Here is a 15,480-nt window from a genome sequence, read left to right on the forward strand (position 1 = left end):
TTTATTCTTTCAAATTCAAATAATTATTTATATTTGCAGCACTTTATGTGTTTTATTTTTAGGGGTATAAGACACTAAAGCCCAAGTCTCGGTTTCTATATCGAGACTTTTTTTATTACTAATAGTTTTTCATTAAGTTTGTATAGAAAGAATAACTTTCCGTAAATATGCAAATAGCTAATTATCAAGGTTTAAAAATATCTTCTAATCATCTTACAAAAACTGATGATTACTTGGTAGTAGAAGCACCACTACAAATTAACATTAACAACGAACCATATACAGTGGTTATGCGAACTCCAAATGATGATTTTGAACTGATAACAGGCTTATTATTTGCAGAAGATATTTATAAAAAGAAAGAGCCTTTACAATTTAATATTGAAAAAGAAACTTCAACAATACCTGCTATCATAAATGTTACCATTAATAAGAATAATTTAGGAAGTGGTTATTTAAATAAACGTACTTTACTCTCAGTTTCCTCTTGTGGAATTTGCGGAAAAAAAGAATTAAAAGATTTAAATGTTGTTGGAGATCGATTACAGAAAAGCACCTTTATTTCTTCGGATGATTTGCATAAGATGTATGTAATTATGAATAACTTTCAAGAAACATTTAGAAAATCTGGTGGTAGCCACGCATCAGCAATTTTTAATAAAAATCAAGAACTTTTAACGGTTAAAGAAGATATTGGTAGACATAACACTGTAGATAAAGCAGTTGGAGATTTACTTAAAAAAGAAGCATTAAAAAATGCTCATTATTTATTAGTAAGTGGCCGAGTTTCTTACGAAATTGTTACCAAAGCTTTTATTGCTAAAATACCGATTATTGTGGCAGTTTCTGCTTGTTCTTCTTTGGCTGTAGATTTTGCAAAAGAATTCGGAATTTGCTTAATAGGCTTTACTAGAAATCAACAAATGACCATTTACGCTAACCCAAATTATATTAATAAACTAGAGAATGTCTAAAAAAACAAATGCACAACCACCAGAAAAATTAACAGGAATTGAATTAAAAGAAATTCCAAAATCTTCTGTGGGACCAAAAGCAATTGCGACAGCATTAGGTCATATTAAAAATGAAGTTGGCGTAGTAAAAGGAATTCGTTTATTAAAAAATTTAAATCAAAAATATGGATTTGATTGCCCAGGTTGTGCTTGGCCAGATCCTGATGAAAAAAGAGCTTTTTTAGCAGAATATTGTGAAAATGGTGCAAAAGCAGTTGCAGAAGAAGCTACTAAAAACAAAGTTTCTCCTTTATTTTTTTCTACTTATTCTGTAAGTAATTTAGCGAAATTATCAGATTACGAAATTGGTAAGAAAGGGAGAATTACACATCCGGTTTATTTACCAGAAGGTGCCAATTATTACAAAGAAATTTCTTGGCAAGATGCTTTTAAGTTAATTGCTGATGAATTAAATGTTTTGGACTCGCCAGATGAAGCTGTATTTTATACTTCTGGTAGAACCAGTAATGAAGCCGCATTTTTATATCAATTATTTGTGCGACAATATGGTACAAATAATTTACCAGATTGCTCTAATATGTGCCACGAATCTAGTGGTGCTGCACTTTCTGAAACTTTAGGTATTGGTAAAGGTTCTGTTACTTTAGACGATTTTAACCATACAGATTTAATAATTGTAATTGGGCAAAATCCGGGAACAAATCACCCTAGAATGCTAACTGCTTTAGGAGAAGCAAAGAAAAAAGGAAGTAAAATTATTACTATAAATCCTTTGCCTGAAGTAGGTTTAATGAATTTTAAAGAACCACAAAATCCTTTAAAATGGTTAGGTTCTGGTCAAGATTTAACCGATTTGTTTTTACAAGTTAAAATAAATGGTGATGTTGCTCTATTAAAAATCATTCTAAAATTAATGTTAGAGCAAGAAGAAAATGTACCTTATTCTGTTTTTGATTATCAATTTATTAAAGATAAAACCTACGGAATTGAAGATTTACTAGACGATTTAGAAACCTATTCAATAGATTATTTATTACCGCAAACTGGTTTAACTTTACAAGAAATCAAAAAAGCTGCAGATTTAATTATCAACAATAAAAAAATAATTATTTGTTGGGCAATGGGCATTACTCAGCATAAAAATTCTGTAGATAATATTAGAGAGATTGTAAACATTTTATTGCTAAAAGGCAGCATTGGTAAAAAAGGAGCAGGTACCTGCCCAGTTCGTGGCCACTCTAATGTTCAAGGAGATAGAACTGTGGGGATTTGGGAAAAAATGCCACAATCTTTTTTAGACAATTTAGAAAAAGAATTTAAATTTAAAGTACCTAGAAAGCATGGTTTTGATGTGGTTGATTCAATTGAAGCTATGCACAAAAAGAAAGCAAAGGTATTTTTTGGAATGGGTGGTAATTTTATTTCTGCTACACCAGATACAGAATATACTGCAACAGCTTTACGCAATTGTAATTTAACCGTTCACGTTTCTACCAAACTTAACAGAAGTCATTTAATCCACGGAAAAAAAGCTTTGATTTTACCTTGTTTAGGGCGTTCAGAAAAAGATTATCAGAGTTCTGGAGAACAATTTGTATCCGTAGAAAATTCTATGGGAGTTGTTCATAAATCAAAAGGACATTTAAAACCTTGTTCTGAAGATTTATTAAGTGAAGCTGCCATTGTTGCTGGTTTAGCAAATGCTACTTTAAAAAAATCGACAATAGATTGGTCTAAATTAGTGTCTAATTACGATTATATTAGAGATAAAATAGAAGCAGTAATTCCGGGTTTTGATAATTATAATGAAAGAGTTAGAATTGATGGTGGTTTTTATTTGCCAAACAATGCCAGAGATAATGATTTTAAAAACACTTTTACTGGTAAAGCTAATTTTAGCGTCAATTTACCTTCGGATATTGTTTTAAAAGACAATCAATTTATGATGATGACCATTAGAACACATGACCAATACAACACTACTATTTATGGTTTAAATGATAGATATAGAGGAGTTTTAAATGAACGTAGAGTAATTTTTATGAATGCTGATGATATGAAATCATTGGGATTAGAAAAACTAGATTTGGTAGATTTAACTAGCCATTTTAATGATGAAAAAAGAGAAGCTAAAGGATTTTTAGCAATACCATACAACATACCCAAACAATGCACAGCAACTTATTTTCCAGAAGCTAATGTTTTAGTGCCTATAAAAAGTACAGCAAAAATTAGTAATACACCAACTTCTAAAACAGTAACAATTTCTATTCAAAAAAGATAATTTTTAATTATGAAAAAACATCTATTTATACTGATAATCTTAGTCTGTAATCAATTTATTTATGCTCAAAACGAGATAGTTCCAGAAATGAAAACCCAAAAAGCTTTTGGTAAAATAGACTTTTTGTCAATTAAAATGCCAGAAACTTCAATTCCTAATGAAGCAAATATGGGTTTTACTGGTATTCATTACAACTTAATGTTGAATAATTGGGCTTACGCAGGTACTGGAATATATGGAGCTGTTTCAGGTGAAAGAGGTGGTTTTTTTACATTGGGCGTAAACCTTGGCGTTAAAAAATATTTTAGCGATGCTTTTTATATCGATTCTGGTTTCCATTTTGGTGGTGGTGGTGGAAAATCTGCACCAGATGGTGGTGGTGCATTTATTTTACCGCATTTTAATTTGGGTTACGATTTTAAAAATTTCTCAATAAATTCGGGTTGGTCTTATGTTAACTTTTTTGATGATGGATTAATTAAAGGTCATCAACTAAATGTTAGTTTAGAAATTCCTTTAGACTATGAGTATGCAAATTATAATCAATCAGAAAAAGAAATAAATTTTTCTGATTTAGCAAAATCTGATTGGAATATCAATTCTAAAAAAAATTCAATGATGTTGCACCTCAATACACTAAAAATAAATGGTGATACTCAAGGTATAAATAATGGTAAAACTATAAAATTAGCAGGTTTTGAATTCGATTCTTATATTACAAAAAATTGGTTTGCCTTCTTAAAAGTAGATGGTGCTTTTGACGGAATTAAAGCAGGCTTTATGGATGTATTTTTAGGAGGTGGTTATCACTTTTATTTAAATAAAAATAACACAAACATTCTGGCAAAATTTGGAGTTGGTGCAGCTGGTGGTGGAGGTGTAGATACACAAGGCGGCTTTTTATTATATCCTGATGTATCTATTGAACAAAGAATTTTTAAAGATTTGTTTGTATCTGTAAACAAAGGTTTTGTAATATCTCCAAATGCTCACTTTAACACATCATCATTAGGCATTGGTTTAAAATATTATATAGATAGAAACGGAATTATAGCAGACAAAACTTTTACTTCAGGTAAATTTAAAGGCTTTGAAGTAATTGTAAAACAAGATTTATATTTAGATGCTGAGAGAGATAAAGACACAAATCCAACACAAAATTTACATCAGATCTCTCTGCAAATAAATTTAGATTTAAACAAAAACGTTTATGTTGCTGGACAAACCTCATTTGCTAATTTTGGTAATGCTGGTGCTTATGCAGAAGGTATTGTTGGTTTAGGTGCTAAAACAAATCCTATTGCTAACAATAAAATTACCATTTTCGGCCAAGTTTTAACGGGCGCAGCTGGTGGTGGAGATATTAGTACTGGTGAGGGTTTAATACTAAAACCAAGTGCTGGTTTAAGCTATAAATTAAACAATACTTTAAGCCTAAGAGCTTCTGGAGGTTATGTAAAAGCCAAAGGAGGGCAATTAAATAGTACTTTCTTTAACTTCGGATTAAAATATCACTTATCTTTTTTAAAAATGAACCAATAAAAGCTTATTTTTAAGAAATAATCTCATCCCTAAAAAATGAAAATCAAATTTATAATTTTTTTCAGTTTGTTTCTTTTGCTAAAAACTCAAAATATTACATCACAAGAAATACATATTACACCTCGTCCTCAAAAAATAATTACAGGTAATAAATCTTTAAAAATAAATTCAGAAACACAAATTGTTTTTAATGATAACAGCAAAATTCTTGCTGATAATTTACAGCAATATTTTAAAGAAGAATTTAATTTACAATTAAAAACCACAGATTTTCAAAACCTTAAAATAAATTTCATCGATTTTAAAATTGATAAAAGTTTTGCTGATGAAAGCTACGAACTTAATGTTTCTGTTGATAAAATTTCAATCATTGCCAAAAATGAAACAGGTTTGTTTTATGGAATACAGACTTTAAAACAATTGTGTTCTTACAATGCTAAATTTTCTAAATATGAAAAATATTTAGAATTAAAAGTGGTAAAAATAGAAGATTGCCCAAGATTTAAATGGCGCTCTTTTATGTTAGATGAGGCTCGTTATTTTAAAGGGATGAAACAAGTAAAAATGCTTTTAGATGAAATGGCGTTTTTAAAAATGAATGTCTTTCATTGGCATTTGGTAGACGACCAAGGTTGGCGAATTGAAATAAAAAAATATCCAAAGCTTACAGAAATTGGTTCTAAAAGAAAAAGCACACAAATTGGTCCTTTACAATGGGAAAGTCCTATTCAATCTGCAGAACCGCATACTGGTTTTTATACGCAAGAACAAATTAAAGAAATTATTGCCTATGCTAAAGAAAGACATATAACAATTGTGCCAGAAATAGAAATGCCTGGGCATTCTACTGCTGCAATTGCTGCTTATCCTTGGTTAGGAACTTCTGGAAAAGAAATTGAAGTACCTATAAAATTCGGTGTTGGTAAAGATGTTTACAATGTTGCAAACCAAAGAGTAACTGACTTTTTAAAAGATGTTTTAGATGAAGTTATGGCGCTTTTTCCGTCCGAAGTTATTCATATTGGTGGAGATGAAGTAAAATACAATCATTGGAAATCTTCTGCTTATGTTCAAAAGTATATGAAAGAAAACAAATTGGCAACTCCTGCAGATTTACAAGTTTATTTTACAAATAGCATTTCTAAATATTTACAAAGTAAAGGTAAAAGAATGATGGGTTGGAACGAAATTATGGGGCACAATTTACATTATTATCAAGATAAAAACGACACAAAAACTACGCAAAAATTAGCACAAGAAAGTATTATTCATTTTTGGAAAGGAGATGTAGAATTGGCTACAACTGCTGCAAGTAATGGCTATGAAATTGTAAATTCTTTACACACTTTTACCTATTTAGATTATAGATATAAAAATTTACCATTATCTAAAGCGTATGCTTTTAATCCTGTTCCAGATAAACTAGATGCAAAATATCACGATAAAATAATTGGTTTAGGTTGCCAAATGTGGGGAGAATGGATACCTACTGATGGTGAAATGCATTACAAAGTTTTTCCTAGAATTGCAGCTTACGCAGAAGTTGGTTGGACAGAAGAAAAGCAAAAGAATTTTAGTGTTTTTAAAAAATCATTAAAGAATTTACAAAAAAGATGGACAGCCAAAGAAATTTATTTTGCTCCTGATAATTTTGTCGAAAAAAAGTAATTCGTTTGAAAGAAATTATATCTATAGCTCCTGGAAGAACATGTTTGTTTGGCGATCATCAAGATTATTTAGGCCTGCCAATTATTGCTTGTGCTATCAATAGACACATTACTTTAAAAGCTACAAAAAATAATTCTGATACTTTTAATATTGATTTACCAGACATTAATCAAAAAAGAACAATTTCGATTTTTAAAGATGCTGAAAAACTAGAAAAAGAGGATTTTTTACAATCCGCTTTACAAGTTTTAAAAAGATACAAATGTATACCCAATTCTGGGTACGATATTTTAATTACTGGTACAATCCCTATAAATTCTGGTACTTCTAGTTCATCAGCATTAACAGTAGCTTGGATTCAGTTTTTGTTAAAAGCCTTTGGGCCAGAAAAATTCTTAAATCCTCAAGATATAGCGCAATTGGCTTTTGAAGCTGAAGTTTTAGAATTCAATAATCCTGGTGGTAAAATGGACCAATATAGTATTGGTTTAGGTAATATTATTTATCTAGAAACTGGTAATGATTTTTCTTTTGAAGTTTTAAAAGCACCTCTATCAGGATTAATTATGGCAGATTCTGGTGTACCAAAAGAAACTACTGCTTTGTTAAAAAGGCTAAAAACAAATTCTTGGTTGGCTATTGAAAAAGTACAAAAAAAGATGCCAAATTTTAAAGTTGAAACTGCAAATTTTGATGATTTGCAAACCTATTTAAATTGTATTTCTGATGATTTAAAACCTTATTTAGAAGCTGCAATAGGTAATTTTAGAGTCACGAAATTGGCTTTACAAGAGTTTAAAAAAGATAATCTAGATTTAGTGAAAATTGGAGAATTGATGAATTTACATCATCATTATTTAAAAAATCTATTAAAAATAACAGTTCCTAAAATTGATACTATGATTGATGCTGCTTTAAATGAAGGTGCTTTAGGCGCAAAAATTGTAGGTTCTGGAGGTGGAGGAAGTATTGCTGTTTTATCACCTAAAAACAAAGAAATTGTTATTAAAAAAGCACTTTTTAATGCAGGTGCAAAAGATGTTTATATTGCTGCTGTAGATAAAGGAGCGAGAATCGAATAAATAAAATACTATGCATAATAATTTGGTAATTTTAGCAGGTGGAATGTCATCAAGAATGAAAAAACCTTCTACTTCAAAATCTGTTAATGAACAAGAAACTAGCCAAGCAAATAACAGAAGTAAAAGCTTAATTAGTGTTGGTAATTCTGGCAGACCTTTAATGGATTATCTTTTATTTAACGCAAAAAAAGCAGGTTATAAAAACATTTATATTGTTATCAATGAAAAAGGTGGCTTGTTTAAAGAGTTTTATGGAGAAAAAAGTAAAAACAATAATTTTAACGGATTAAACATCTCCTTCCCTATTCAATACATCCCAAAAGATAGAGTAAAACCTTTTGGAACTGCAGATGCTGTTTTTCAGGCTGTTGAACAATTCCAAGAACTACAATCACAACAATTTACAGTTTGTAATAGCGATAATTTATATTCAGAAAAATCTTTAAAAATATTAAGAGAAACTTCGAATTCGAATGCCTTAGTTTCTTTTGATAGAGATGCTTTAGAATTTTCTTTAGAAAAAATTTACTCTTTTGCAATTATGAATTTAGATGAAAACAATTATCTAAAAAACATTATTGAAAAACCATCTGTTGAAGAAGCAGAAAACTATAAAGATGATGAAGGTAAGATTAGAGTAAGTATGAATATTTTTAAAATGGACGGAAAAATGATATATCCTTATTTAAAAAACTGTCCTATTCATCCTAAGAGAAATGAAAAAGAATTACCAACAGTAGTTTTAAATTGTGTTGCAGATTATACTGAAGCTTTTTTAGCCATTCCGCTTTCTGAACACGTGCCAGATTTAACTGCTAAAGACGATATTATCATCATAAAAGAATATTTAAAGAAGCATTATCCAGATACTTTAACTTGGTAAGTTTTTAATTTTTATATTGCAAGTATCCTAATCATCAATAAAAAGTTTATGATCAATTTAAGTACATTAGATTATGTATTAATCATTTCATTTTTTTTAATCACTTTATTTATTGGAATTTACGTTTCTAAGAAATCTGGAAAAAATTCAACCGAGTTTTTTCTTTCTGGTAGAAATATGCCTTGGTGGTTGTTAGGTGTTTCTATGGTTGCCACTACTTTTTCTACAGATACCCCAAATTTTGTTACTGATATTGTAAGGAAAGATGGTGTTTCATCTAACTGGATGTGGTGGGCCTTTCTAATTACAGGATTATTGACTGTGTTTGTCTATGCTAAATTATGGCGAAAATCGAATGTAAAAACAGATATTGAATTTTATGAATTACGTTATGGAGGAAAACCCGCGAAGTTTTTAAGAGGATTTAGAGCTTTATACTTAGGGTTTCTGTTCAATATTTTTGCAATGGCAGGTGTAACTCTTGCTGCTATAAAAATTGGGAGTATTATGTTAGGTTTACAACCTTGGGAAACCATTATTTATGCAGGAACTGTAACTGTAATTTTTAGTGCTTTAGGCGGATTTAAAGGTGTAGTTTATACTGATTTTATATTGTTTTTTACTGCGATGGTTGGTGCAATTGGTGCAGCGTATTATTTGGTAAACTTACCAGAAATTGGCGGAATTGAAGCTTTAATTACCCACGAGAATGTAGTAGATAAATTATCGATTTTACCAGACTTTAATAATACAGAAGCCATAATTACATTGTTAGTTATTCCTTTGGCTGTGCAATGGTGGAGTTCTTGGTATCCTGGTTCTGAACCTGGAGGTGGTGGATATATTGCACAAAGAATGTTAGCTGCAAAAGATGAAAATCACGCAATTGGCGCTACTTTTTTCTTTAATATTATGCATTATGCTTTACGTCCTTGGCCTTGGATTTTAGTTGCTTTAGCTTCTTTAATTGTATTTCCAGATATTGCTAGTATTCAAGAAGCATTTCCTAATATTTCTGAAAGTAAATTAGGTGATGATTTAGCCTATTCTGCAATGTTAACCAAATTACCAAGTGGATTATTAGGCTTAGTTTTAGCTTCTTTAATTGCAGCTTATATGTCAACAATTTCAACACATTTAAATTGGGGATCATCATATATTGTAAATGATTTTTACAAACAACACGTTAAAAAAAATGCATCAGAAAAACATTTAGTTGCTGTAGGTAGAATTTCTACAATTTTATTAATGGTTTTTAGTGCATTATTTGCTTTGTATCTGCAAAATGCAAAACAACTTTTTGATATTATAATTATGTTTGGTGCTGGTACTGGTTTAATCTTTATTTTAAGATGGTTTTGGTGGCGAATTAATGCTTGGAGTGAGATTTCTGCAATGACAGTTTCTGGAGTAATTTCATTGATTTTTTCATCAGAAAGTATAAGTAATTTGTTTTTTGGTCATGAAGGCTTTTTTCCAATTTGGGCTAAACTTCCAGTAATTGTTTTTATTACAACTGCAATTTGGATTTTATTCACTTTTATTACTAAACCTGAAAAACAAGAAGTTTTAATTAAATTTTACAACAAAACACAACCTGGTGGTCCAGGGTGGATTCCTGTTTTAGAAAAAGTTAAAGACAATAAAATTATATTAGAAGAAAACAAAAACTGGAATGTACCCTCAGGAATTTTAGCAATGTTATTGGGTTGTATATTAATTTACAGTTGTCTCTTTACAACTGGTTATTGGATTTATGGTGAATATAAGTTAGCTATTATAACCTCTTTACTAGTTATAATTTCAGCATTTTTATTAATCAGGACTTGGAAAAAAATTAAAACTGATGTTTTATAAGCCTTAAAAAGTTTCAAATATTTTTTGAAAATTAAAAAATATTGTATATTGCATACCTATTAAAATCCCTAAAAAACCCTTAAAATTCCCCGGTATTATGGATAAAGACACCATAAGACAAGTACTTTTACTTGCTGTATCATCAATTGTATTATATTTTTCTGGAATTTATTTAATGTCTCTAGGTAAATTAAAATCTGTAGAAGACGGTTTTATCGTTATGATTTTCTTTTTTGCCTTTTTTCCTTTTTTAAGTGTATTTACAAAGTTAACCTTTAAAGCTTTTAGAGCTTTTATAGGCGCAAAAAATTACCAATAAAACATTCATTTTGTTATAAAATACAAAAGCTGATATTTTTTATATCAGCTTTTAGCATTTTGTACGGTCAAGGTTTTTCTTTAAAAAAATAAGGTTTTTTCCTAATCTTAAATATTAAATTAATATTTATTTTTGAACACGCCCTCCAACTTTTAGTTGCTTTTAATTGCATTTAGCTTGATTTAGTCAAATCTTCATTCTTTAATATTAAAGAATGAAGATTTTTCTTTATCTAATTAACTTTTTATATTTAATACGTTTTGGCATTAAATCTCCACCCAAACGTTTCTTCTTATTCTCTTCGTAATCAGAAAAAGAACCTTCAAAGAAATAAACTTGGCTATCACCTTCAAAAGCTAAAATATGAGTACAGATTCTATCTAAAAACCATCTATCGTGACTAATTACTACAGCACAACCTGCAAAATTTTCTAAACCTTCTTCCAAAGCTCTTAAAGTATTTACATCTAAATCATTTGTTGGCTCATCTAAAAGTAAAACATTACCTTCTTCTTTTAAAGTCATTGCTAAATGCAATCTGTTTCTTTCTCCTCCAGAAAGTGTATTTACTTTTTTATTTTGTTCACTTCCTGAAAAATTAAAACGACTTAAATAAGCACGAGAGTTTACTTGTTTACCTCCCATCATTACTAAATCTTGACCATCAGAAAAGTTTTCCCAAATTGTTTTATTAGGATCAATATCTGAATGTGCTTGATCTACATAAGCTATTTTAGCAGTTTCACCAACCTTAAAGTTACCATCATCTGGAGCTTCTTCTCCCATAATCATTTTAAAAATAGTGGTTTTACCAGCACCGTTTGGACCAATAATACCAACAATTCCTGCTTGTGGCAGATTAAATTCTAAATTCTCGTATAAAATTTTATCATCAAAAGCCTTAGATACTCCTGTAGCTTCAATTACATTGGTTCCTAAACGTGGACCATTAGGAATATAGATTTCTAATTTTTCATCAACTTGCTTTTGGTCTTGACTCATTAATTTGTCATAATTTTTCAAACGTGCTTTTTGCTTTGTTTGACGACCTTTTGCTCCTTGACGTACCCATTCTAACTCACGTTCTAAAGTTTTTTGACGCTTAGATGCTGTTTTGCTTTCTTGCGCCATTCTGTTCGATTTTTGATCTAACCAAGAAGAATAGTTTCCTTTCCAAGGAATACCTTCTCCTCTATCTAATTCTAAAATCCAACCAGCAACATTATCTAAGAAATATCTATCGTGAGTTACTGCAATTACAGTTCCTTTATATTGTGCTAAATGATGCTCTAACCAATGTACAGATTCTGCATCTAAATGGTTGGTAGGCTCATCTAATAATAAAATTTCTGGTTCTTGTAATAATAATCTACACAATGCAACTCTACGTTTTTCTCCTCCAGAAAGCACTCCAATTTTTTTATCAGAATCTGGTGTTCTTAACGCATCCATTGCAATTTCTAGTTTGGTATCTAATTCCCAAGCATTAGCAGCATCAATTTTATCTTGAAGTTCTGCTTGTTGGTTCATTAGTTTTTCCATCTTATCTGCATCAGAATAGACTTCTTCTAATCCAAACATATCGTTTATTTTGTTGTATTCGTCAAGAATTGCAACAGTTTCTGCAACACCTTCTTTTACAATTTCTAAAACTGTTTTTTCTGGATCTAATTGTGGTTCTTGCTCTAAATACCCAACTTTATAACCTGGAGAAAAAGTAACATCTCCTTGAAAATTCTTTTCTACACCTGCAATAATTTTTAATAATGTTGATTTACCTGATCCGTTTAAACCAAGAATACCAATTTTTGCACCATAGAAGAAGCTTAAATAAATATCTTTTAAAACTTGTTTACCTGTTGATTGATAGGTTTTAGAAACCTTATTCATCGAAAAAATGACTTTCTTATCGTCTGACATTTTATTATTTTTTTATAAATATGAAATTTTGCTACAGAAATTTGTAGACTTTATACTCTACCTTTAAGAGCGTTAAATACCCAAGCTATACAGAAAAAACCAAACCCAACAGTTGCAAAACCCCAACCTGCTACATCTTCGTACCTATAACCGCCTAATAAAATTAATACTATACCCATTACTATCATTAATAAAGTAGCGTAACCCAATACGGTATTTTTATTCATTGCCATCGTTCTTAATTAATTGTTGAAAGGCAAATATCGCTATTTTATTTGAATTTTTGAAGCTCAAATCAATTGAAGATTACTTGTTTATTGTAACATATAACAAGAAAAGTAGTCTATATAATATGACAAGATTCATATTTGTTACTATTCTACTATTTTTTAGTTTGTTCTCTTCTGCAAACAACTATAAGAATCAGATTTTTAAAGAGTTTCCTGTACACTTTACAAACGCTAAAGTAATTAATGAATTTACCACTAGAATTCCTTTTAAATTAATTGGTAGATTAATTGTTCTTGAAGGTTATTTAAAAGATAAAAAAGGTAATTTTATTTTAGATACAGGTTCTGAAGCACTAATTTTAAACAAAGTGCATTTTAAAACTTACCCTTTTAACCACCGAAAAACAGAAAACACTACTGGTATTTTAAGATCTATTGATAATCCTATAGAAAAGAGAATAAAAAAATTATCATTTAAAAATTTACATTTAGAAAACAAAAACTCAGATATTATCGATTTATCTCATATCGAAAAAAGCAAAAAAATAAAATTATTAGGCATAATAGGTTATAGTATTTTAAAAGATTATGAGGTTTTTATTGATTTATACCTAAATCAAATAACACTTACAAAAATTGATAAATCAGGAAAAAAGTTAGGTAAAGAAAAATATCTTGAAAAAATTGTAGATAGCATTCAATTTAAATTAAAAAAACATACCATTGTAATTGATGGTTTTATTAATAATGAAAAAATTACCTTTGGTTTAGATTCCGGAGCTGAGTTTAATCAGATAAATTCTAGGATTAATAAAAAAGTTTTAAAACATTTTTATCCAAATAAACGGATATATTTAACTGGTGCAAGTTCAAAAAAAATAGAAGTTATTTACGGAAACTTACATAGAGTTAAGCTGAATAATAAAATTTATTTTGGCCCAATGAAAACAATATTAGTTAACCTAAAAAACCTAAACAAAGCGTTTGGCACAGATTTAGATGGTATTTTAGGACATGACTTTTTTGCTCAAAAAAGAGTTATCATCAACTATAAAAAAGAAAAATTATATTTTATAAATTACCCAGTTATTAAATAGTGAAAACAAAAATATTACATATCATTTTATTATTCTTTGTGATGAATACTCTCAATACAAGCTCACAAGAAAAACCTATTAAAGGTTATAAAATTGATGGTGATTATATCATTTTTACTTTTAATAAGAAAGATTATTTAGAAGCTACAAATGAAAGAAATAATCAAAAATTAGACTTTGATGATTTTGATATTGAAAAAGTTGTAGTTGCTGGTAGTTTTAACTTGTGGTCTAGAGACAATTGGGAAATGGTTAAAGTAAACAACAATATATATCAGCTTAAAAAAAGAATTGATGATTTTAACGATGATTTTAACTGGGAATTTAAATTTGTAATTAACAATTCTATTTGGGCAGAACCATCAAAAGAAATGGCAAACATAGTACCTGCCATAAAAGATGGTTATCGAATAAACAAATACAATTTTAAAATTTTACCTGTAAACATAAAAAAAGACGGAAATGCCAAGTTCTTTTTAAAGGGTTACACAAATGCAAAAGAGGTTATTTTAAGTGGCTCATTTAATTATTGGAATGAGCATTTATACAAAATGAAAAAAACCAAGAATGGTTGGAAATTAAATTTACAACTAAAACCAAATGATTATCAATATAGATTTATTGTTGATGGAAATTGGATAGAAGATCCTGATAATTCAAATAGAATTCCTAATGAATTTGGCGAGTATAATTCTGTTATTGATATCAGAAAAAAAATTACATTTTTTCTAAGTGATTTTAAAAATGCCAAAAAAGTAATTTTAGCTGGTACGTTTAATAATTGGTCTGAGGATCAATTAAAAATGAAAAAAACTGAAAATGGTTGGATTTATAAAATTACACTTAGTGGCGGAAAACATCATTATAAATTTATAGTAGATGGCCATTGGAAATTAGACCCCAATAATCCGATTAAAGAATATGATGGAAATGGTAACATCAATTCTGTGAAAATGGTTAAATAAATAGCTTAAAACCTTCTTTGCTGTCCATTTCCTCTTTGCCTTTGCCCATTATTGTTCTGATTTCTTTCTGGTCTTTTGGGCTGTAGATTTTCTTTAATATTATTTTAATATTTTATCCACTTTTTATTTTGTTTTTCAGATAAAATTTCTTCTAAAAATTGGTTTAAATCCTTTTCATTGATTTGTACTCCTTCTTTTATTGGTCTTAAAATTTTACCAATATTAGACCTCATTTCCTGACTTTTATCAGAACTATTGTTTTGTAGATTGTTACGTTGAACATCTTTTAAAGAGCTCATTACTACATCTAAATTATTTAACTTTTCAGAATTCAATAAAGCAATTTCTTTTATTTTAAAGTTGTAATTATTTAAAGCTTTTTTTACTTTAAAAATTAAATTATCATCTTTAACTTTATTTTTTTTAATTACTTCTTCTGTATCATAATAAAAAATCCCTGCCGCATCACTTGCTTTAAATTCTTTTGTCTCTCTTGCATTACCTTGTCCATTTTGTTGTGGCGCCACTTCAAAAACCGCTTCCACCTCCTCTAGAGCGTTGAGCATAAAACAAATTACTTAAGAGTAAAAGTGTAATAAATAAAATATTTTTCATTTTGTGATTTCAATAATTATACAAATAATTAGATAATGTTTTGT

The 15,480-nt window shown here is 29.1% G+C and carries 13 protein-coding genes; 10 read left to right on the forward strand and 3 right to left on the reverse strand.

The window, feature by feature from the left end:
* Positions 1-167 precede the first annotated feature (167 nt).
* The 8 genes from fdhD (at position 168) to BW723_RS17170 (ending at position 10,609) form a co-directional block, all read left to right on the forward strand.
* A complete protein-coding gene (fdhD, locus tag BW723_RS17135) occupies positions 168-974 on the forward strand; it encodes a formate dehydrogenase accessory sulfurtransferase FdhD (protein ID WP_068359323.1) in 807 nt (268 codons plus the stop codon).
* A complete protein-coding gene (locus BW723_RS17140) occupies positions 967-3,258 on the forward strand; it encodes an FdhF/YdeP family oxidoreductase (protein WP_068359325.1) in 2,292 nt (763 codons plus the stop codon). The genes fdhD and BW723_RS17140 overlap by 8 nt, the downstream gene beginning before the upstream one ends.
* A gap of 87 nt (positions 3,259-3,345) precedes the next feature.
* Positions 3,346-4,800, forward strand: coding sequence for a hypothetical protein (locus BW723_RS17145; protein WP_226789180.1), 1,455 nt, complete (start codon positions 3,346-3,348; stop codon positions 4,798-4,800).
* A gap of 36 nt (positions 4,801-4,836) precedes the next feature.
* Positions 4,837-6,468: a beta-N-acetylhexosaminidase gene (locus tag BW723_RS17150; protein WP_068359331.1), complete on the forward strand. Its 1,632-nt coding sequence runs from the start codon at positions 4,837-4,839 to the stop codon at positions 6,466-6,468.
* 5 nt (positions 6,469-6,473) lie between these two features.
* A complete protein-coding gene (locus tag BW723_RS17155) occupies positions 6,474-7,550 on the forward strand; it encodes a mevalonate kinase family protein (RefSeq protein WP_068359334.1) in 1,077 nt (358 codons plus the stop codon).
* Positions 7,551-7,560: 10 nt separating this feature from the next.
* Positions 7,561-8,433, forward strand: coding sequence for a sugar phosphate nucleotidyltransferase (locus BW723_RS17160; RefSeq protein WP_068359337.1), 873 nt, complete (start codon positions 7,561-7,563; stop codon positions 8,431-8,433).
* Positions 8,434-8,481: 48 nt separating this feature from the next.
* Positions 8,482-10,290, forward strand: a complete 1,809-nt coding sequence (locus BW723_RS17165; RefSeq protein WP_068359343.1) for a sodium:solute symporter family protein — start codon at positions 8,482-8,484, stop codon at positions 10,288-10,290.
* 97 nt (positions 10,291-10,387) lie between these two features.
* Positions 10,388-10,609 carry a hypothetical protein gene (locus BW723_RS17170; protein WP_068359346.1) on the forward strand — a complete coding sequence of 74 codons (222 nt, stop codon included), beginning with the start codon at positions 10,388-10,390 and terminating at the stop codon, positions 10,607-10,609.
* Between the two features lie 228 nt (positions 10,610-10,837).
* Here the strand turns inward: BW723_RS17170 and ettA are convergent, their stop codons facing one another.
* Both ettA and BW723_RS17180 read right to left on the reverse strand, forming a co-directional pair.
* Positions 10,838-12,529, reverse strand: coding sequence for an energy-dependent translational throttle protein EttA (gene ettA / locus BW723_RS17175; protein WP_068359348.1), 1,692 nt, complete (start codon positions 12,527-12,529; stop codon positions 10,838-10,840).
* Between the two features lie 50 nt (positions 12,530-12,579).
* Positions 12,580-12,762, reverse strand: a complete 183-nt coding sequence (locus BW723_RS17180) for a CAL67264 family membrane protein (RefSeq protein ID WP_068359350.1) — start codon at positions 12,760-12,762, stop codon at positions 12,580-12,582.
* Positions 12,763-12,881: 119 nt separating this feature from the next.
* On the opposite strand from BW723_RS17180, the gene BW723_RS17185 reads away from it, so the two are divergent.
* Both BW723_RS17185 and BW723_RS17190 read left to right on the forward strand, forming a co-directional pair.
* A complete protein-coding gene (locus BW723_RS17185) occupies positions 12,882-13,856 on the forward strand; it encodes a hypothetical protein (protein WP_139059086.1) in 975 nt (324 codons plus the stop codon).
* Complete coding sequence (locus tag BW723_RS17190) at positions 13,856-14,821, forward strand: early set domain-containing protein (protein ID WP_139059087.1); 966 nt, start codon at positions 13,856-13,858, stop codon at positions 14,819-14,821. The genes BW723_RS17185 and BW723_RS17190 overlap by 1 nt, the downstream gene beginning before the upstream one ends.
* Before the next feature lie 104 nt (positions 14,822-14,925).
* Here BW723_RS17190 and BW723_RS17195 read toward each other — a convergent pair whose 3' ends face one another.
* Positions 14,926-15,387 carry a hypothetical protein gene (locus BW723_RS17195; protein WP_139059088.1) on the reverse strand — a complete coding sequence of 154 codons (462 nt, stop codon included), beginning with the start codon at positions 15,385-15,387 and terminating at the stop codon, positions 14,926-14,928.
* Positions 15,388-15,480 lie beyond the last annotated feature (93 nt).

Origin of the sequence: Polaribacter reichenbachii (genome assembly GCF_001975665.1) — a bacterium.
In the GTDB taxonomy this organism is placed as follows: Bacteria; Bacteroidota; Bacteroidia; order Flavobacteriales; family Flavobacteriaceae; genus Polaribacter; species Polaribacter reichenbachii.